Genomic DNA, 17487 nt, shown 5'->3' on the forward strand with positions numbered 1-17487 from the left:
GCTAATCAGTGATGATCAGAACGGCTTATGGGTCAGTCTTGGGTGCCGATTGACAGCGACGAAGGTGCCGGTGGCCAATTCCCGCACCAGCGGCTCATTGATGGGAGTATTGGCGAAGTCGAAGACACCCGGTCGATCAAGAGCAGCGATTGCCCTGAAGTCGGGTGCGAGCGTGCGGACGTTGCGGGCATCCTGGGCGCGGCCTGATTGCATCTATCCCGTGACCCTGACACGAATGCAGTGTTGCTTAGCCGTAAACTCAGCTGTCGCCCCCCACATCTGAGAGTTGCCGAGCGCGGGATGGTGACCATATAGCGTCCGAGTTCTAGCGACAGGAGATGCATATGGGCAAGATGACGGAAACAGCGATGGAAATTTCCGTGCAGATTGGCGAGCGTCTCAGAGCGATACGCCAAACGCGCGGGCTCTCCCAGGAGAAGGTCGCGACAGCTCTTGGCATCACGTTTCAGCAGGTACAGAAATATGAGCGTGGGACGAACCGGATCTCCGTGCCAACACTGATTCAGATCTGCGAAGTATTGAAGGCGCACCCCATGGAAATCATCGGGGACTTTCCGGAAGATGATGGCGCAGAGAGACCTAACGTGCTCCTTCAGCGGCTTGAGAAGGCAGAGGGCAAACTGGCGCGGGTGCAGAAAATCCTCTCCGAGCGGGATTGATGCTGGCCGGCAGCCATTCCCAACGACTGTTTCTGACCGAGAATTGCACAGCAACGCTAATTTAGCATCGAGGGCTCGACTCTTCGATAAGTTGTGCCACGGCCCCCTGGGATTTGGGGGCAACAAATCGGCCATGGTCATATGCTGTCCGTCGGCGAGGTTAAGTTCGCCGCGCGCCCCGACCTTTAGCCAACAGGAGGCGGACTTGCCTGCGGGGAGTTACTAAATAAAACCCGGATACTGTACTTCTTCCTTGTTCACTCCCTTGGAATCCAACCGAACCGGAGCTGGCCCCGACACGTCGGCCATGTACCGGTGTGCGATAAGCCAGTCGCGCAATATATTCTCAATCGCGGCGGCTCGGCTGGCGGGCCGCGGCGAAAGGTCCGGATCGGTCATGTACGCCGCGAGTCCGGCCTCGAGGTCATCTGTAAGAAGAGGCAAGTCTCCTGAATCGGACATGGTAGGCTCCTCTAGCCTTCAGCAAGATAACGAGCTTTCATTGCGCCGGGTTCCCAGCGAGGAGACGCGATCGGGCATCGGATCGAACGGCAGATGGGCCTGACCGGCATTCCAGGGTTTCGTTGGGCGCCCGCGCCGCATAGCGTCCTCATCCCAGAGCAACTGTTGATTGGGACGCTTTCGAGGTGTTAGCCGCCCCCATTAAAGGAACAGCAGAGTTGATGAGTCACGCTGGAACTTTTTACGCGAAAACCCATTGATGTGATCCAAGCGGCCCTCGACGGGGCGCTGCAGTCACAACGAACATCGAGACCACTGCCATGCACCACGAAGATACCAGAGAGCAGTACAGCAAGGTAGTTCGCGGCTGGAACAAGCGATACGACCTCGAAGAGTTCATCCGTGCCCACGGGCTCCAACCTTTGGCCGCACGTGAGCTCTTCATGAAGTTCGGCCCTTACAAAGTTGACCTCGATCGAAAGGTCGCCGAGCTAAGAGCAGAATCGCAACCGCATCGCGGGCATTAAGGGTTACGGCAATTCTCTCTGCCCCCTCCCGGGGGCCATTTGTTTAGGCACCGCCAAAACTGCGCCGGTCACGACCTCAAAGGCCCCATCCATAAAAATCGCTACTTCTGCGAAAAGCGGATATGTGCCGCGGTAGTCGAAGCAGTATTCCGCGGCCTCATTACGATCGGCGGCGAAGACCACGCGGGTAATTTCTGCGAAGCGTGCATTCATGTAGCACATCTCTGGAGATTTTCCCTTTAAAATCAATAGCATAAGTTTTTGAAGGCGTAGCTGTCGGGATTGTGGGGCAAATTGTCAAAATAAGCGAACCTTTCAACGCCTTATGCTGAGATTAAACAATCGAGTGGGAAGGCGGTTCGGATTTTCGCATAAGGAAAGGGGACGCGCGGCAAGCGGTTCCAAATTCTTGACAGCCTATCGCGGGGAAGCGGAGGGAAAGTCAGTTGGCCGGCGTCACCCGCCAGATTACGTTTCCGACGTCGTCTGCGACGAGAAGCGCACCCTGCCGATCGACGGCAACCCCCACGGGCCGTCCCCGCGCCTTGTCGTCGCCTCCGATGAAGCCGATCAGGATGTCCTTTGGTGGTCCGGACGGTTGACCTTTGGCGAATGGAACGAAGATTACCTTGTAGCCACTGCGCGGTCTGCGGTTCCAGGAACCATGCTGGCCCACGAATGCTCCGTTTCGATATTGCGCACCGAAGAGTTGGCCGGTGTAAAAGGTCAGCCCCAGGGAGGCGGTGTGAGGTCCCAGCGCATAGTCAGGCACTATCGCTTTTTCCACGAGGTCGGGTCTTTGCGGCTTTACCCTGTCGTCGACATGGGCACCGAAATAGCTGTAGGGCCAGCCGTAGAAACCGCCATCTTTAACCGAAGTCATGTAATCCGGCACCAGATCGCTTCCGATCTCGTCGCGTTCGTTGACAGCAACCCAGAGCGCGCCGGATTCGGGCTGCCATGAAAGGCCATTGGGGTTGCGCAGGCCGGAGGCAAACTGGCGTAGCTGCCGGCTTGCCAGATCGACCTCGAGCACGGCTGCCCTGTCGGTTTCCGCCTCGATGCCGTTTTCACCAACATTGCTATTGGAACCGACCGTGACATAGAGCTTGGTTCCTTCAGCGTTGGCAATGACGTCCTTGGTCCAGTGGTGATTGATCGGGCCGGCCGGGAGGTCGGCAATTTTCTCACCCTCTGTCGTGAGTGTCGTGTCACCATCCTTGTAGGTAAATGCTACGATCGCGTCGGTGTTGGCGACATAGAGCATCCCGTTCGACAGCGTCATGCCGAATGGTGAATTGAGGTTTTGGAGAAAGACCGAGCGCGTTTCGGCAACGCCATCGCCATCGGCATCGCGCAACAGTGTGATCCGGTTGGCGCTTGCGACCTCGGCGCCGGCGCGGCTCATGAACATTCCCATGAAAAAGCCGCGCACGCTAAAGCCGGTATCCTCTTTCGGTGGCTTGTTGGTTTCAGCGACCAGAACGTCGCCGTTGGGCAGGACGTGAAGCCAGCGCGGATGATCCAGTTCCGTGGCGAAGGCACCGACAACAAGTCCGCCGCCGGGCGTGGGTGTCTCTCCTGGTGCCCAGCCGGACGCGTCGGCAATATTGACCGTCGGTATAAGGGTAGGGTTGGGTTTCGGCAATTGCGGCTTGCTCCCATAGCCTTGCTCGGCCGTCAGCGTCGCTTGCTCCTGACCGAAGAAAACGAGGGCAGCTCCGACGATGAGCAGGAGGAGAAATAAGGTCGCGATCGAGACCAGAACCTTTCGCATGCTGATGCTCCCTAATCGCCTGTGACTGGCGTCTAACTCGCCAACTCGCACTTCGTTTCATCGCGGAGGCTGAATGCACCGAAACGTGATTTTTGGAGGGAACTTCCCGCCATAGTCGCGGTTTCCCTTTTCTGAGGGAGGGGAGGGCCATTTGATCTGCCGATTTAGCCGTCGGGCGCGAGTGAGTAGTCTCGTTTGCCGACCGAAAATTAGCTTTAGCCGCCATCGGCCTCTCGTTGGCGCTGGTGGCATCGTTGCGTTGCCGTTTTTGATGTTGCTCGCAAACTGTGCCGGCCCCCAATCTACATTCGATGCGTCCGGCCGCGAGGCCTCGGCCATCGAAAACCTGATCCTGTTGACGGCAGTCAGCGCAGCTTTCATCTGGCTCGTCGTCGTATTGCTCCTGGTCTATGCCGCTCGTGCGCGGCGGGAGCCGTTGAGCGAAGAGCAGGCGCAGCGTTTTATCACATGGGGTGGCGTGATAACGCCGACCGCGGTTCTCTTTGCATTGCTTTCCTATGCTGTGTGGAGCATGCCGGCGACGAGGCCGTGGTTCGATCGGCAGGATGCGGATGTGGCGATCGAGGTGACGGGCGAGCAGTTCTGGTGGCGGATTCGGTACCTCGACGCATTGGGCGCCGTGGTATTTGAAACCGCAAATGACCTGAAACTGCCCGTCGATCGCCGCGTCCGCATTTTGCTCAAGGCGCATGATGTCATCCATTCGTTCTGGATCCCGGCGCTTGCTGGCAAGATGGATATGATACCGGGGCGAACCAATACGCTCTGGCTGGAACCGACCCGCATCGGTTCCTTCCGCGGACCTTGTGCGGAGTTTTGCGGTACGTCGCACGCCCTCATGAACCTGTCCGCGGACGTCCTGCCTTGGGAAGATTTTGAAGCCTGGCGCCAGAGCCGTGTGCAAATGCGAGCCACGCGAAAGACCGCGGGAAACGCTTTCCTCGTTCATGGCTGCGCGGGTTGTCACTCGCTCGACGGGACTGAGGCACGTGGGTTGGTAGGCCCGAACCTGACGGGACTGAGGGAGCGCAAGCGATTGGGCGCGGGGGCGATGGCTAACACTCCGGAAAACCTCGCCCGCTTTATTCGCGATCCCTCCTCGATCAAACCCGGCGCCCAGATGCCCGCTTTCCCAATGATCCCGCAGGACGATCTGCGCAAGATCGTCGACTATCTTGCAGGTGAACCATGACCATCACTGAATATCGGTCTGGTGAACGTGCGTCGAAGGATGCGCAAGAGCGTCAGCTTCGGGCAGTCTGGGCCAATCCGATCGGTTGGCGCTACTGGACCTCGGTCAACAACACGCAGATCGGGCTTTGGTATGCGGCCACGGCCTTCTTCTTCATGCTATTTGCCGGTGTTCTCGCCCTGTTGGTGCGCACGCAGCTTGCCGTCCCCGAAAACGATTTCCTGTCGGCAGATTTCTTCAATCAGGCCTTTACCCTGCATGGCACAGTGATGATGTTTCTCTTTGCCGTGCCGATCTTCGAGGCTGTGGCGATCTTTCTTCTGCCGCCCATGCTCGGTGCGCGCGAACTCCCTTTTCCGCGGCTTTCCGCCTTCGGTTTCTGGAGCTTCCTTCTTGGAGGTGTGTTCGTTTGCGGTTCGATCTTCTTTGATGCGGCCCCCAATACGGGCTGGTTCATGTACCCCCCGCTGGCCACCGACAAGCAGTATTCGGGTATCGGCGCAGACATCTGGCTGCTCGGGCTATCCTTTATCGAAGTGGCCTCGATCGCCGCGGCTGTCGAACTAATCGTTGGCATCATGAAATGTCGCGCACCGGGCATGCGCATCAACATGATGCCGCTGTTTGCCTGGTATCTGCTGATCGTTGCCGGCATGATCCTCTTTGCCTTCCCGCCGCTGATTGCCGGCGACATCCTGTTCGAGATGGAGCGGATGTTCGGCTGGCCGTTTTTCAATGCCGAGCGTGGTGGCGACCCGTTGCTGTGGCAGCATCTGTTCTGGATCTTCGGGCATCCGGAGGTCTACATCATCTTCCTACCCGCCATTGCCTTGATGGCGATGATCGTTCCGACCTTTTCCCAACGGCCGATCATCGGCTACTCCTGGATCGTGCTGGCGGCGGTCGGAACCGGTTTCCTGAGCTTTGGCCTGTGGGTCCACCACATGTTTACAACTGGTCTGCCGCAGATCTCGCTTGCCTTCTTCTCCGCGGCCTCTGAGGCCGTGGCAATTCCGACCGGCGTGCAGATATTCGTATTCATCGCAACGATGCTGGCGGGTCGCGTCATCCCGTCCGTACCGATGCTCTTTGGCGGGGGCGGTCTGGTGATCTTCGTCATTGGCGGGCTTACGGGCGTCATGGTCGCGCTCGTGCCAATCGATTGGCAGGCCCACGACACCTATTTCATCGTCGCGCATCTGCACTACGTGCTGATCGGCGGAATGTTGTTTCCCGTCGTTGCGGGCATCTACTACTACTATCCCCTGATCAACGCGCGAAAGCTCTCCGATCGTTTGGGCAAGATCGCTTTCTGGCTGATGTTTTCAGGCTTCAACATCGCCTTCTTCCCGATGCATCTTGCCGGACTGCGCGGCATGCCGAGGCGTGTCTTTACCTATCCGGGCGATGTCGGTTGGGATTGGTTCAACCTGATCTCGACCATAGGCGCCTTCATCTTTGCCTCGGGCATCCTCATTGTCGTCGTCGATGTCTTGAGGCCAAAGCATCGTCAGCCCAAAGGCGAGGCCAATCCCTGGAATGCCGGCACGCTCGAATGGATATCCGAGCCGGAGGAAAACTGGGGGGTGCGCTCCATACCGATCATAAGCAGTCGCTACCCGCTCTGGGATCAGCCGGGACTTCGCGACGATATCGACAAAGGGCGCTTCTATCTGCCAGACGCTGCCGAGGGCTATCGTGAGACCCTTGTCACATCGGTGCTCGATGCCGAACCGATCCAATGTCTGCGCGTCGGCGGCACGTCCTATCTGACAATCCTCAGCGCACTTGCTCTTGGTGGCGTGTTCGTGGCTGCAACCTTCCACTGGTGGATCCTCGGCGCATTGTTTGCCGTCGCCTTCCTCGCGTTCGTCATCGCCTGGCTGTGGACCGGCACGGCCAGAGTGCCGGAGAAGGCGGAAAAGGATGTCGGCCTTGGCCTTTCATTGCCCCTTTACGTCTCGGGACCCGTTTCGGTCGGGTGGTGGGCGATGTTCATCACTATGGTGGGCGACGGAACGGCGTTCGGCAGCCTGGTTTTCGGTTACTTCTTCTATTGGACCATCCATGACGACTTCACCGCCGGCCTTGTCGGGCCTGGTATCGAATGGCCCATGGCGTCTCTTTGCCTGTTTCTGGGGGCGTGGGTCGCGATGATCGCGGCGCGATCGGTGAACCGCAGGGACCAGGCACTTGCGATGCGCCTGCTGGTTTTATGCGCGCTGCTTCTGACGCTCCTTGGTAGCGTGGCGGGTCTGGCCGGACCGTGGCTGACGCAGATGGATCCTACGCAGCATGTGTATCCGGCGATCGTCTGGGTCTTGGTGCTTTGGCTTGTTTGTCACGCAGGCGTCGGCGCGGTGATGCAAGTCTATTGCCTCGCGCGCAGCCTCTTCGGCCATTTGACCGCGAGCCACGATATCGATCTCGTCAATGTGGTTCTCTATTGGCACTTTCTGACAGTCACCGCGTTTACGACGTTGGGGGTTATCGGATTGTTCCCGGCAATGAGGTGAGGATCTATGCGCCTTTTACCGCGAGAGCTGGAGACCCTTTGGACGCTGTTTACGGCGCCCATTGTCTGGGCCCTGCATTTCCTCGCCTGTTATCTAACGGTGGCCATCTACTGCGCAAAAGGAGGACGTGCGCAACACTTTGTCGGCCTTCAATGGATGCTTGGCGCCCTGACTTTTCTGGCGCTCGCGACGATCGCGGTTTCTGCCTACCTCGCCTGGCGGCAGTGGGGATTCGGCACAACCGACCCACCGCATGACGAACCGACAGATCGCGCGCGCAAACTCTTTCAGGGTTTTGCCACGCTCCTTCTGTCCGCCTTGAGTTTCGTCGCCGTGCTCTTCGTGGCTACCCCGATCATGTTGATCAACGGATGCTTCTCATGAGATGGGCCTTTCTCATCGCTATGATGGCATTGCTGGTGACGACCGTGTGGACGTCGCTTCTTGTTTTTGATCCTCGGGCTTTTTCAGGACACATGGGCACACATATGGCGCTCGTTGCCGTCATCGCGCCGCTGGCTGCCTTGGCCATTTCCGGCACGCGATGGGACCCGTCTCGCAGTTGGCATCCTGGAACCGCTCTTTTGTTGTCCTTCGTAGAGTTCGTCGTCGTGTGGACATGGCATGTTCCCGCGATACGAGAGTTGGCTGAATCATCGGCAGCCATAAGGTTTCTGGAGCTTGTCACCTTTCTGATTTCGGGCAGCCTGCTCTGGCTGGCATGCATAGGAGCCGGCAGGAAAGCGGATGCGGGCCTTGGCGGCGCAGTCGCTCTGCTGCTCACCTCGATGCACATGACACTTCTCGGAGTTCTATTGACGATGGCTCCTCGCCCGCTCTACGGCGCCGAGGATGTAACCTGCCTCGGGGTCTCCTTGACGGCAAGCCAGGACCAGCAGCTCGGCGGCATCGTCATGTTGATCGTCGGGGCGGTCGTCTACCTTGCAGGCGGTGTTGGCACCGTCGCGATGTACTTGAGCGCAGCGGTTGTGCAACCGAACGAGGGACAGCGACGATGAGGCGCTGTCTGAAATGGCTGGTCGCCACTGCTGTCGTGCTACCGGTTTCCGGTTTGCTGATCGCCTGGCTCGGTATCATCCACGTCGGTGCAACTGGTGGCCACTGGGCAGTGACAGAGTGGTTCTTGCACTGGACGATGCGTTCATCCGTGCGTACCGCAGCGCTCGGCATCGAAAAGCCTCTCGGTTTCGAAAATGCCAGCTCCATCCAGATCGCGGCCGTTCATTTCGAAGAAGGTTGCGCCGAATGTCATGGGTCGCCGGTTGGACGTCGGTCCGCGGAAGTGCTGGCAATGTTGCCGGCTCCGCCAGACCTCAGGGCCAGTATTGGTGGCTGGAAGGACGAAGAGTTGTTCGTGATCGTGCGGGACGGTCTTCGCTATACTGGAATGCCCGCCTGGCCGGGTGGTGGCCGCGACGAGGAGGTGTGGGCAATGGTCGCTTTCCTAAGGGAGCTTCCCGGCATGAATGCGGCCCGCTACCAAGAGCTCTCAGGTGACGATGCCAGCGAGCGATCGCCCTTCTCTTCCTGTCTATCCTGTCACAGGCAAAGTGCGCAGGGCAGCGATGAGAGCATTCCCGTCATAGCGGGGCAAACCGAACCCTACCTGACGCAAGCGCTGCATGCTTACATCAGCGGCAAGCGCAAAAGTGGGTTCATGGAGGTGGCGGTCTCGAAGTTTGAAGAAACCGATATCGCCGCGGCGGCACGTCATTTTGCAGATCTGTCTACGCAACTCTCGGCAAAGGTGACAACTCCAGTCGCCGACGAGCGCGTCATCGCGCTCACGCAGACAGGCGACCCTTTGAAAAAGATTGCCGGCTGCAACGCTTGCCACGATGGCCGCAACCTCCGCTATCCTCTGCTCGGCGCGCAGTCCAGATCCTATTTGCGGCAGCAACTCTTGCTATTCAGGGAGAATCGGCGGGGTGACAGTGCCACGGAGCGATTGATGAGCCAGGCCGTGCGCAATCTGTCGGACGAGGATATCGATCGGCTTGCAGCCCATTATGCGTCGATACGGCCGGCCGAGGCACCACGTTGATAGAAAATGGCTCTCAGGCGGCGTGTAGGCCATCGTTATGAAACCGACTTCTCGCCTATTCCCCTCGCCGGACCCGATCCATGTAGCGTCTCCTGTCCTCCTCGGTAGCGCAAACGGATATGTCCTGCCCGAGTTCGGCTCGTTGAGACAGCGGTAGCCATGGCCGATTTGGGTTCTCTTTTATCCACAGCTGCTTGGCGCGTCTTTCGATTTCAGCGTCTTGCAATCTCACCTCCATGGTTTACGGCAAGGGACAGAAGGGCTCGGACGACATCGCCGCCTACTCATGCAACCTGCGCAGACCAATGCTTCTGGGGCTTTCGAACCCCAATCAGGGTACCTAGCGCGGCAAAGGGCCTAGGCGAGACCTCAACATCGTGGACACTGGCGATGCATCTTTTCCCCGTCGTCCGCGTTGTAGAACGGAACCGAAGACTTCGCTTCGGACCGAAGAAGAGATGGAGCAAGCTACCTCGATGTGCGCTTGCGCGGGCTCAATGAAGCCGCGTCGGACGTCGTTGGTCGCTGTTTGTCTGCGAAATATTGGCCTGCCGGCACGGGGATTTGTATCCACACGCGGTGAGGGCTTTTTGGTGTCAGTGGCGCGTTTGGCCCAGCGGATGCTCGGGCGGCACGCTGCGATTTCTGGGGCTCGCTCGTTTGCAGAACCAACGCCCGCACTCGGTTAACGCCAACGCGTCCGTATTGCCGAACCTGAATTCATCCATCAGGAATTTTGCGAGGCGACCAGCGCGGGGATCGTAGCGCGGAATTCGTGCCTCAACACATATGCGGTCAAAGATGCTCTGCAGTATTTCGATCTGGTCCGGTGCCAAACCTAAGCCTGACTGGTCAAAGTGAACAGCCATTGAGACCTCCCTTCTTCAGCTACCGCTTCTACCCAGAGCTGGAAATCTAACCAAATTTGCAATCTGCTCCAAGCAAATAAAAGTTGAAACAAGGATCTTGTGCGTTGGCTCCGGGTGTTCGGCAGTCGCTCAATTCCCGGTGAAATGGCGCTTGGATACGCATGGGGATTACGGCGCCATGGCGGAACCGTTTGGCCTCATCGGACATGTCTGCATCAAGGCTTAGATGTACTCGGCCATCTGCCTCAAGGCGTCGCGATCGTGAATGCCACTTTGGAAGAGGTTGAGCAAGCGGGCAGCCAGCAGTTCGGCCTCTTCACTTGAACGCTCCAGCCGACGCGTTCGTAGCAGATCGTTAAACACGGTTTCGACGAGTTCGACTTGATCGGGCAAAATCGCGCCTATGTGATGATCACCGGTGCGCATCCACACTCCCTCCTTTCGGGCTTAGGCGCGATGATCCTTAGGTCCGCCAAAGCCCTAAAAAACCGCATGACAGGAGATTATATGCAGGATTTTGCGGGGGGCAAAGAGATTCTTGAAGACGAAAAGACCGCGAAAACTGGCGATCGTAGGAGAGCGGACGCCTGAAACAAGCACACCTTTTCATCGAATGCGTGCCACGGTGACAAGCACTTTCCAAAGGCTTGCGGGCGTGGATCGACAAGGTGGAGGTCGTGAAAAAAAGGCCCCCGCAGAAGGGGCCTAGAGAACGACAGTTGCGTTGGGGACTACCAACTGTCCATGGGGTGTTTCAAAAAACGCAAATGTCGGAAAATTGTTCCAGAGCTTTGAGTAGACAAGAGTTCCTGTTTGCTCGACCGTGACGCGATGCAATGGCGGGGAACGTCAAGAACAGCCCAGAAGTCGTGGGTACCCGATTTTCTCTAGCGAAGAAGCCCGTCGCGATCGAACTCCTCCCACCCCCTTAGCTTCGGATACAAGCCTTCGTCCGGGTTGTCCTCAGATGCTGAACGAGCCTTCGGCTTGTTTTTGAGAGAACGTGTCATCTTCGCCTTAAGCGCAGCCCTGCGTCGGTTCTCGGCGGCAGTTTGCGCGTCTTCTTCGCGCCAGATCGTGACCAAATCCCCATTGAGCATCTCCTCCACCAGTCGCGCGTCGAACACGTGAAAGGTTATCTTCCTCGCGCGTCCCCTTAGTTTCACCGTGCGGGTTCCAGCGCTTGGTAGGCGGCCCTCTTTGAGCCACCGATGCCTCTCTGTGGTCGAGATCGTCAGAATATCCTCGATTTCTCGAGGGATGATCGGAAGGTTTTCAATACCCTCCAATGCCTTGCTGATTGCCAACTTCGCGGCGCGAAACTCATCTTCCGAGTTCGTGGGTAGCGCCAGGGTCAATACACTTGCTTTAAGGTCGAGTGATTTGCGCACGGGGAACGGCAACCGAGCACGTATCTCGAGAAGAATTCCTTTTGCCCTGACCGACGATCCAAGGGTGGCCGCAGGCGATAGAATCCATGTCTCGATGAGCTCCGAAGCTTCGTTTCCTTGGTACATTGCCATCATCGATCAAATGGGATTGTCGGGTAGCGTCGTCAATACGAGGACGATCAAAGTAGCTTTCCGGGTCGATAATGGATCTGGGCTTTCCTGCCGGTGTGCCCATCAGCCCCGACGCGGTTATTGTTCTTCCGTCCGGATACAGCGCCTTAGGCGTTTAGGGGTAGGGCGTTTCGTTGCAGCGACATCTCTTACCCTCTCCGCTTGTTTTCGCGCAGTCTACGCCTTCACCGCGAGAGTGGCTTTGCAAACACGCAGGTGTGACGGGTTTCGACGGTAGGCTCCGAAAAACGCTGGCTTATGGCGCGGGATCCCGCCGCCCGGGCGTCGGGCCTCAGTGCAACTTGGCGACCTTGGCCTCTGCAATCGCCTCAAGGAACGCCTGTCGTGCATTTTCCCAAGGGAAGGTGCCCAGCATGGCATCCGTGCATTTGTTGAGGGCGTCGGTGTAAGCGACTCCGTAGGCCACCGGCCAGCTGTTACTGAGCAGAACCGTTGCCCGCGCCGGCGTCCATACCATCTGCACTCCGTCGAGGTCCGGAAGCTGGATGATGACACATTCGTTCCATGTTTCGATCACCAACCTGATCCTCTCTTAACCGGCGTACCGCAGCTTTAACAAAGGATAACGTCGGCAATCATCCTTCGTTCCAAACAAGGCGCGCGGTGTGTGTAAGCTATTGTAGGCGTGCGTAAATATGCGCCAAAGGAACCACTGTGAGGTTCTCGCGTTGTTTCCACATCGATCAATTACCTTCCAAGGAGGTGACAATGAAACGAACGATCTTTGCGACAGCGTTTCTTGCGGCAAGCACCCTCGGTGCCTACGCCCAGACGACAACACCAGCGCCGGACCCTGAAACGCCAGCTGTCGCTACTCCCGATACCGCGAATCCAACAGCTCCTGTCGAGGGCGCCAACAGCTTCACGGAAGAGCAGGCGCGGGCTCGGCTAGAGGAGAACGGCTACAGCGCACTCACGGGACTGAAGCTGGACGACAAGGGCTTTTGGCAGGCTTCCGCCACCAAGGATGGGAAGTCGGTTACCGTCACGCTCGACTACCAGGGCAACATCGTTGCCAAGTGAACACGCAAGCACAAATTAGGGAGTTAGCTACCATGAAAACTGTTACGGGACTCTTCGATACTTATGACCAGGCCTCGCAGGCCGTGCGAGACCTGAAAGCTGCCGGCATCTCCGATGACGACGTGAGCATGGTCGCGAGCAACGCCGAAGGTCGATACGGCGTTGACGACCCGGAGGGCGTTGCAGCAGGTGCAGGGACCGGGGCCGGCCTGGGTGCGGCTGTTGGCGGGGCAGGCGGTCTTCTGACCGGGCTGGGCCTTATGGCAATCCCCGGTGTTGGTCCGGTCGTGGCCGCGGGCTGGCTGGCTGCAACGGCTGCGGGTGCCGCTGCGGGCGCCATTGCCGGTGGTGCCGTTGGTGGTCTTATCGGTGCGCTAACAGATTCCGGCGTGCCGGAAGAAGACGCGCACGTCTATGCCGAAGGCGTTCGCCGTGGCGGGACGCTTGTCACTGCGCGCGTTTCCGACGACGAGGTCGCGCGAGCAGAGGCCATCCTCAAGCGTTCCAACTGGGTCGACCTTGAGGAGCGGCGCGCTTCTTATCGCGAGCAGGGCTGGAACCGGTTCGACGAAACACTCGATCCGTATAGCCCCGCGCAGATCGAAGAAGAGAGGGCACGATATGCCAGCCGTAGGACGTTGATCTGACAAAAGATCGAGTACTGGCTACCAGTGGTATAGCGGTCCCCCGTCAACGGGGAACGCATTTTTGAGCCCATCCAGCCGTGCTTTCCGACTTCCCGTTCTGGAGGGCTCTTAAATATGCGTTGCGGATTTGAACATACTGAAAATGGTATTGGAGAGGTAGACCGAAGTGCTTTGCCTTCGTTTCGAGCATGGTCAAGAGTGACCTGCGCGAACCATGGCCTTGACAACCCCTCATGCTTCTGAAACCTCGCTGACTTCTACCATGGATCGAGCCCATACAGGGCTCGCACCGTTACCGTGGCTGGGTTCCTAAGGCTTGAAAATGGAGCTGGCGAACCCGGCGAAGGGACGGGAGGCCGGCGCCAATCTGTTACCATCGCTGGGAGCGGCGCTAACCAGTTTGTCGTCGCTTCACACAAAATTCGTAGGACCAGGTTAGTTGGAGCATTTGCCAAGTTACCCAGCTCTATCTCGGCCTCGTCCTGGTCAAACCAAAACATGCGGTCGTCATCTTCCACTGTTTCACCAGTCGTTAGAAAGTCGCCCCGGGCCCACACCGCGAACGCCGACCCCCTCCCTCGTCGGCAATCAGAAGAGTGGCAGATCCCACACGAAGCGTTTACGTTTCACTTCAAATTTGACATCTGCCGAGCACACTATCGGGGCGTTCGGCATCAAAATTGCCGTTGATTCCGCCATCGCGGTCCTCGGCGTTAAAGGCCGTCAATTGGACCTTCATCGCCTTTGCACGGTCGATGAGTTGCCTATCTCCCATAGCGATGCTTCCTTCTCCAATGAAGCGGACGATCACCGTTGGTGAAGAAGGCCGAGGTGGACAGCGCAGCGGCAAGCGGCAGGTCTGCCAAGTGACGTCGCCGCCAGGATGAAGCAACTGGAGCGGGGGAACCGCGAGCTTCGTCAGCCCAATGAGACTTTGCGCGGCGGAGCTCGACCGCCCACTGAAGCGATGATTACCTTCATCGATGCACACCGCTCGGTGCTCGGGGTCGAGCCGGTCTGCAGACTGCTGCCGATTGCCCCATCCACCTATTATGAGGTCATGCCAAGCGCAACGACGTGCACCGTCTGTCGGCACGCAACCGACGCGAAATTGCCATGAAGGTCGAGATACGGCGGATATTCAACGAGAACTTCCAGGTCTACGGCGTGCGCAAGGTCTGGCGACAGTTACTGCGAGAGGGCTACGACATCGCCCGCTGCACAGTCGCTCGGCTTATGAGGTCAGTGGGGCTGTAGGGCATTATTCGCGGCAAACCGATCCGCACGACGATCAGCGACAAGGCCGCCCCATGCCCACTCGACCGGGTGAACCGTCAGGTCTTTGCTCCAGCACCAAACATCTTGTGGCTTTCGGATTTCACCTATGTGGCGACCTGGCAGGGCTTCGTCCACGTGGCCTTCGTTATCGATGCCTACGCTCGCCGTATCGTCGGCTGGCGGTCAAGCCGGACTGCCCATGCAGGCTTTGTGCTCGATGCCCTCGACCAGGCGATGATCGGCGGCCCGTTCATCGCGGCGGGCTGGTTCACCATTCCGACCGTGGTTCGCAATACGTCTCCATTCGCTATACTGAACGGCTGGCGGAGGCACGCTCTCACTGAAACGATCAACGGCCTTTACAAGGCCGAGGTCATTCATCGGCGGGTACCGTGGCGTTGTTGTGACTTCGACTTATTCCTCTTGCAAACTGTCCTGATGGATCGGCTTCCACGGTTTCCCGGTTGGTGTGGGGCGCGCGTGACATCGGAGCGTCCGTCGGTTGATACTTATTCATCAACATGCGTTGGTAAAATTTGTTCCTTTCAAGTGAACTCATTCAACCACGCCAATGCAGAACGTGGGCAGATCCTGTTTGCTCAAAGCGCTTTCTTGGAGCGCGTGCGCGCTCCAAGAAAAAGAGAGGCCTTTTGGGTGATTTCAGCTCACCTGTGATGATGCCTTGCCAAGCTTCACCGACGGTTCACGAGCCCAGACGCGCAGCTTACCGAGGTCTGAGACAAACGCCGACAGTCCATCCTCGCCCGGCAGAACGACAACCCCCTCGTCGAGCGTATCGCCGATGCCGGCCTTTTCCAGCAGCGGCGTGGCTGATGGATCGTAACCAATAAACTTGCAATGCTGGAAGGCGTCGGCCACGAAATCACGGGCGGTCGCTTCCCTTACCAGATCCTCGATTGCGTCCGCAGAGGTTAGCAAGGCCACGGCATCAAAGAGGACGGAAGGCCCTCCGTCGATCATGTGATGGGCCGCGATCCAGCTGCCGTCCGAAGCCACGACGCCACCGACCTTCGGAGCGATCAGCTCGCAAACGGCCTTTTCCTTGGTAATCGCCGCCGTCAGACCCTTCAACAATTTCGCATCGACGCCGTCGGTGATCAAGATTCCGAGCTTGCGGCCCTCGAAACGTTTGGGCCCGCGCTCGAGGATGCTGAGAGCCGGCGACGGTTCGAGATCCTGTCGGGTGGGCATGGCGGCATCTGCAGGCTTCGGCATCGACCGAAATCCGAGTTTCTGGGCAATGGTGTTTGCCAGTGTCTCGTCAATGTTGAGGAGATGCGAGACCATTCGCTCACGAATGACCGGGGTTTCGACCTTGCTGAGCTCGAATGTCAGGGCTGCCGCGATATGGCGTTGCTCCGGCGGCGTCTGGCTGATGTAGAATTGCCGAGCCTGGCTGTAATGATCGGCGAAGCTTTCGGGTCGGAGCCGCGCCTTGGTGCCATTCTCTTGCGCCGCGAAGTGGCGGTAGCCATTCATTGGCGATTCCCTTGGGCCCTCGTCGAACGAATTGGGCTGGTAGTTCACCCGGCCGGCCGGATTGCGCATAGCCATGTGGCCGTCTTGCTGGAAATGCGCGAAGGGACACTTCGGCGCATTGATCGGCAGATGAGTGAAGTTGGGGCTGCCGAGCCGTTTCAGCTGCGTATCCAGATAGGAAAAGTTGCGGCCCTGAAGCAGAGGGTCGTTGCTGAAGTCGATGCCGGGCGGCACGTTCTGCGTCATGAAGGCGACCTGTTCGGTCTCAGCGAAGAAATTGTCGGGCATGCGATCGAGAACAAGGCGTCCAACGGGCTGGGGCGCCAGGATCTCCTCGGGGATAAGCTTCGTTGGATCGAGCACGTCGAAGTCGAAACTGTCGGCGAATTCCTGATCGAAAAGCTGGACCTGCAATTCCCATTCCGGAAAATTGCCTGATTGGATCGCCTGCCAGAGATCGCGACGATGGAAGTCCGGATCTGCGCCGTTGATCTTGACCCCTTCGTTCCAGGCGACGGACTGCAACCCTAGTTTCGGCTTCCAGTGGAATTTCACGAAGGTCGCCTCGTCCTTGGCATTGACGAGGCGGAAGGTATGAACGCCGAAACCTTCCATGAACCGGAAAGAGCGAGGGATGGCGCGATCCGACATCACCCACATAATCATGTGCATGCTTTCAGGCGTCAGGCTGATGAAGTCCCAGAAGGTATCGTGCGCCGATTGTGCCTGGGGAAAGGCCCGGTCCGGCTCCGGCTTTACCGCATGGATAATGTCGGGGAACTTGATCGCGTCTTGGATGAAGAAGACGGGGATGTTGTTGCCGACGAGATCCCAGTTTCCTTCGTTGGTGTAGATCTTGACTGCGAACCCGCGAACGTCGCGCGCAAGGTCGAAGGATCCTTTGCTGCCAGCAACCGTCGAGAAGCGCACGAAAGCCGGTGTCCTCTCGCCTGCTCGCTGGAAGAGATCCGCCCGTGTATAGGCCGCAAGCGAGTCATAGGTTTCAAAAAAGCCGTGGGCGCCGTAGCCGCGCGCATGAACGACGCGCTCGGGGATGCGCTCATGGTCGAAGTGAAAGATCTTTTCGCGGAAGTGAAAGTCGTCGACAACAAGCGGACCACGGTCACCGATACGCAACGAATTCTGGTCGTCGGCCACGGGGCCACCTTGCGCGGTGGTCAGAAGAGGCGTTTCGCCTTCTGCCGTCTGGTGAAGCTCTCCACCTTCTCCTCGACGCAGCTTCTGGTCATGGATTGTCACTGTTTCACGCTGCTTCAAGGGCGACGTTTCGAGAGATTTCTTGGCCATGGGGCGAACTCCATTGTGCTGAATTGGCTGGACGAGCAA

At 58.2% G+C, this 17487-nt stretch carries 18 protein-coding genes, 1 pseudogene and 1 other annotated feature; of the genes and pseudogenes, 9 read left to right on the plus strand and 10 right to left on the minus strand.

Annotation, left to right across the window (positions count from 1 at the left end):
- Window positions 1-15: 15 nt before the first annotated feature.
- A complete protein-coding gene (locus tag BLJAPNOD_RS25610; protein WP_115421920.1) occupies window positions 16-213 on the minus strand; it encodes a hypothetical protein in 198 nt (65 codons plus the stop codon).
- Between the two features lie 131 nt (window positions 214-344).
- Between BLJAPNOD_RS25610 and BLJAPNOD_RS25615 the strand changes: the two genes are divergently transcribed.
- Window positions 345-680 carry a helix-turn-helix transcriptional regulator gene (locus tag BLJAPNOD_RS25615; protein WP_244611101.1) on the plus strand — a complete coding sequence of 112 codons (336 nt, stop codon included), beginning with the start codon at window positions 345-347 and terminating at the stop codon, window positions 678-680.
- A gap of 222 nt (window positions 681-902) precedes the next feature.
- Here the strand turns inward: BLJAPNOD_RS25615 and BLJAPNOD_RS25620 are convergent, their stop codons facing one another.
- The 3 genes from BLJAPNOD_RS25620 to BLJAPNOD_RS25635 form a co-directional block, all read right to left on the minus strand.
- Complete coding sequence (locus tag BLJAPNOD_RS25620) at window positions 903-1142, minus strand: hypothetical protein (RefSeq protein WP_115421921.1); 240 nt, start codon at window positions 1140-1142, stop codon at window positions 903-905.
- 530 nt (window positions 1143-1672) lie between these two features.
- Window positions 1673-1882: a hypothetical protein gene (locus BLJAPNOD_RS25630; protein WP_147294583.1), complete on the minus strand. Its 210-nt coding sequence runs from the start codon at window positions 1880-1882 to the stop codon at window positions 1673-1675.
- Window positions 1883-2111: 229 nt separating this feature from the next.
- On the minus strand, window positions 2112-3446 hold the full coding sequence (locus tag BLJAPNOD_RS25635) for a sorbosone dehydrogenase family protein (RefSeq protein ID WP_115421924.1): 1335 nt from the start codon (window positions 3444-3446) through the stop codon (window positions 2112-2114).
- A 259-nt stretch (window positions 3447-3705) separates the two neighbouring features.
- On the opposite strand from BLJAPNOD_RS25635, the gene coxB reads away from it, so the two are divergent.
- From coxB to BLJAPNOD_RS25660, 5 genes are read left to right on the plus strand one after another with little or no spacing between them, the layout of a single operon-like run.
- Complete coding sequence (gene coxB / locus BLJAPNOD_RS25640) at window positions 3706-4659, plus strand: cytochrome c oxidase subunit II (protein WP_244611102.1); 954 nt, start codon at window positions 3706-3708, stop codon at window positions 4657-4659.
- On the plus strand, window positions 4656-7175 hold the full coding sequence (gene ctaD / locus BLJAPNOD_RS25645) for a cytochrome c oxidase subunit I (protein WP_115421926.1): 2520 nt from the start codon (window positions 4656-4658) through the stop codon (window positions 7173-7175). The genes coxB and ctaD overlap by 4 nt, the downstream gene beginning before the upstream one ends.
- 6 nt (window positions 7176-7181) lie before the next feature.
- Complete coding sequence (locus BLJAPNOD_RS25650; RefSeq protein WP_115421927.1) at window positions 7182-7559, plus strand: hypothetical protein; 378 nt, start codon at window positions 7182-7184, stop codon at window positions 7557-7559.
- Window positions 7556-8194 carry a cytochrome c oxidase assembly protein gene (locus BLJAPNOD_RS25655; RefSeq protein ID WP_115422084.1) on the plus strand — a complete coding sequence of 213 codons (639 nt, stop codon included), beginning with the start codon at window positions 7556-7558 and terminating at the stop codon, window positions 8192-8194. Before BLJAPNOD_RS25650 ends, BLJAPNOD_RS25655 begins: the two co-directional genes overlap by 4 nt.
- Window positions 8191-9240 (plus strand): c-type cytochrome, encoded by a 1050-nt coding sequence (locus BLJAPNOD_RS25660; RefSeq protein ID WP_115421928.1) that lies wholly within the window; start codon window positions 8191-8193, stop codon window positions 9238-9240. The genes BLJAPNOD_RS25655 and BLJAPNOD_RS25660 overlap by 4 nt, the downstream gene beginning before the upstream one ends.
- Window positions 9241-9836: 596 nt before the next feature.
- On the opposite strand, the gene BLJAPNOD_RS25665 is transcribed toward BLJAPNOD_RS25660, so the two are convergent.
- The 4 genes from BLJAPNOD_RS25665 to BLJAPNOD_RS25685 form a co-directional block, all read right to left on the minus strand.
- Window positions 9837-10109 (minus strand): hypothetical protein, encoded by a 273-nt coding sequence (locus tag BLJAPNOD_RS25665; protein ID WP_115421929.1) that lies wholly within the window; start codon window positions 10107-10109, stop codon window positions 9837-9839.
- Between the two features lie 222 nt (window positions 10110-10331).
- On the minus strand, window positions 10332-10535 hold the full coding sequence (locus tag BLJAPNOD_RS25670; RefSeq protein WP_115421930.1) for a hypothetical protein: 204 nt from the start codon (window positions 10533-10535) through the stop codon (window positions 10332-10334).
- A gap of 461 nt (window positions 10536-10996) precedes the next feature.
- Window positions 10997-11632: a hypothetical protein gene (locus tag BLJAPNOD_RS25680; protein ID WP_115422085.1), complete on the minus strand. Its 636-nt coding sequence runs from the start codon at window positions 11630-11632 to the stop codon at window positions 10997-10999.
- A 331-nt stretch (window positions 11633-11963) separates the two neighbouring features.
- Window positions 11964-12209, minus strand: coding sequence for a DUF982 domain-containing protein (locus tag BLJAPNOD_RS25685; protein WP_115421932.1), 246 nt, complete (start codon window positions 12207-12209; stop codon window positions 11964-11966).
- 191 nt (window positions 12210-12400) lie between these two features.
- On the opposite strand from BLJAPNOD_RS25685, the gene BLJAPNOD_RS25690 reads away from it, so the two are divergent.
- Window positions 12401-12715 (plus strand): PepSY domain-containing protein, encoded by a 315-nt coding sequence (locus tag BLJAPNOD_RS25690; protein ID WP_115421933.1) that lies wholly within the window; start codon window positions 12401-12403, stop codon window positions 12713-12715.
- A gap of 32 nt (window positions 12716-12747) precedes the next feature.
- Window positions 12748-13362 (plus strand): hypothetical protein, encoded by a 615-nt coding sequence (locus BLJAPNOD_RS25695; RefSeq protein WP_115421934.1) that lies wholly within the window; start codon window positions 12748-12750, stop codon window positions 13360-13362.
- Window positions 13363-13993: 631 nt separating this feature from the next.
- Here the strand turns inward: BLJAPNOD_RS25695 and BLJAPNOD_RS35460 are convergent.
- Window positions 13994-14137, minus strand: coding sequence for a hypothetical protein (locus BLJAPNOD_RS35460; RefSeq protein ID WP_158556175.1), 144 nt, complete (start codon window positions 14135-14137; stop codon window positions 13994-13996).
- 81 nt (window positions 14138-14218) lie between these two features.
- On the opposite strand from BLJAPNOD_RS35460, the pseudogene BLJAPNOD_RS25700 reads away from it, so the two are divergent.
- Window positions 14219-15039 (plus strand): annotated as a pseudogene (locus BLJAPNOD_RS25700) (IS3 family transposase); the annotation flags it as partial.
- Window positions 14292-14404: a sequence feature (AL1L pseudoknot), on the plus strand. (Overlaps the previous pseudogene by 113 nt.)
- Window positions 15040-15300: 261 nt before the next feature.
- Here BLJAPNOD_RS25700 and catE read toward each other — a convergent pair.
- Complete coding sequence (gene catE, locus BLJAPNOD_RS25705; protein ID WP_115421935.1) at window positions 15301-17448, minus strand: catalase C; 2148 nt, start codon at window positions 17446-17448, stop codon at window positions 15301-15303.
- Window positions 17449-17487: the final 39 nt, after the last annotated feature.

The sequence above is a fragment of the Ensifer sp. M14 genome, from assembly GCF_003355565.1.
In the GTDB taxonomy this organism is placed as follows: domain Bacteria; phylum Pseudomonadota; class Alphaproteobacteria; order Rhizobiales; family Rhizobiaceae; genus Ensifer.

Bases quoted from the DNA above. Each gene is read 5' to 3' on its own strand.
- BLJAPNOD_RS25610 (WP_115421920.1), bottom strand. From the start codon at position 213: ATGCAATCAGGCCGCGCCCAGGATGCCCGCAACGTCCGCACGCTCGCA.
- BLJAPNOD_RS25615 (WP_244611101.1), top strand. From the start codon at position 345: ATGGGCAAGATGACGGAAACAGCGATGGAAATTTCCGTGCAGATTGGC.
- BLJAPNOD_RS25620 (WP_115421921.1), bottom strand. From the start codon at position 1,142: ATGTCCGATTCAGGAGACTTGCCTCTTCTTACAGATGACCTCGAGGCC.
- BLJAPNOD_RS25630 (WP_147294583.1), bottom strand. From the start codon at position 1,882: ATGAATGCACGCTTCGCAGAAATTACCCGCGTGGTCTTCGCCGCCGAT.
- BLJAPNOD_RS25635 (WP_115421924.1), bottom strand. From the start codon at position 3,446: ATGCGAAAGGTTCTGGTCTCGATCGCGACCTTATTTCTCCTCCTGCTC.
- ctaD (WP_115421926.1), top strand. From the start codon at position 4,656: ATGACCATCACTGAATATCGGTCTGGTGAACGTGCGTCGAAGGATGCG.
- BLJAPNOD_RS25650 (WP_115421927.1), top strand. From the start codon at position 7,182: ATGCGCCTTTTACCGCGAGAGCTGGAGACCCTTTGGACGCTGTTTACG.
- BLJAPNOD_RS25655 (WP_115422084.1), top strand. From the start codon at position 7,556: ATGAGATGGGCCTTTCTCATCGCTATGATGGCATTGCTGGTGACGACC.
- BLJAPNOD_RS25660 (WP_115421928.1), top strand. From the start codon at position 8,191: ATGAGGCGCTGTCTGAAATGGCTGGTCGCCACTGCTGTCGTGCTACCG.
- BLJAPNOD_RS25665 (WP_115421929.1), bottom strand. From the start codon at position 10,109: ATGGCTGTTCACTTTGACCAGTCAGGCTTAGGTTTGGCACCGGACCAG.
- BLJAPNOD_RS25670 (WP_115421930.1), bottom strand. From the start codon at position 10,535: ATGCGCACCGGTGATCATCACATAGGCGCGATTTTGCCCGATCAAGTC.
- BLJAPNOD_RS25680 (WP_115422085.1), bottom strand. From the start codon at position 11,632: ATGGCAATGTACCAAGGAAACGAAGCTTCGGAGCTCATCGAGACATGG.
- BLJAPNOD_RS25690 (WP_115421933.1), top strand. From the start codon at position 12,401: ATGAAACGAACGATCTTTGCGACAGCGTTTCTTGCGGCAAGCACCCTC.
- BLJAPNOD_RS25695 (WP_115421934.1), top strand. From the start codon at position 12,748: ATGAAAACTGTTACGGGACTCTTCGATACTTATGACCAGGCCTCGCAG.
- BLJAPNOD_RS35460 (WP_158556175.1), bottom strand. From the start codon at position 14,137: ATGGGAGATAGGCAACTCATCGACCGTGCAAAGGCGATGAAGGTCCAA.
- catE (WP_115421935.1), bottom strand. From the start codon at position 17,448: ATGGCCAAGAAATCTCTCGAAACGTCGCCCTTGAAGCAGCGTGAAACA.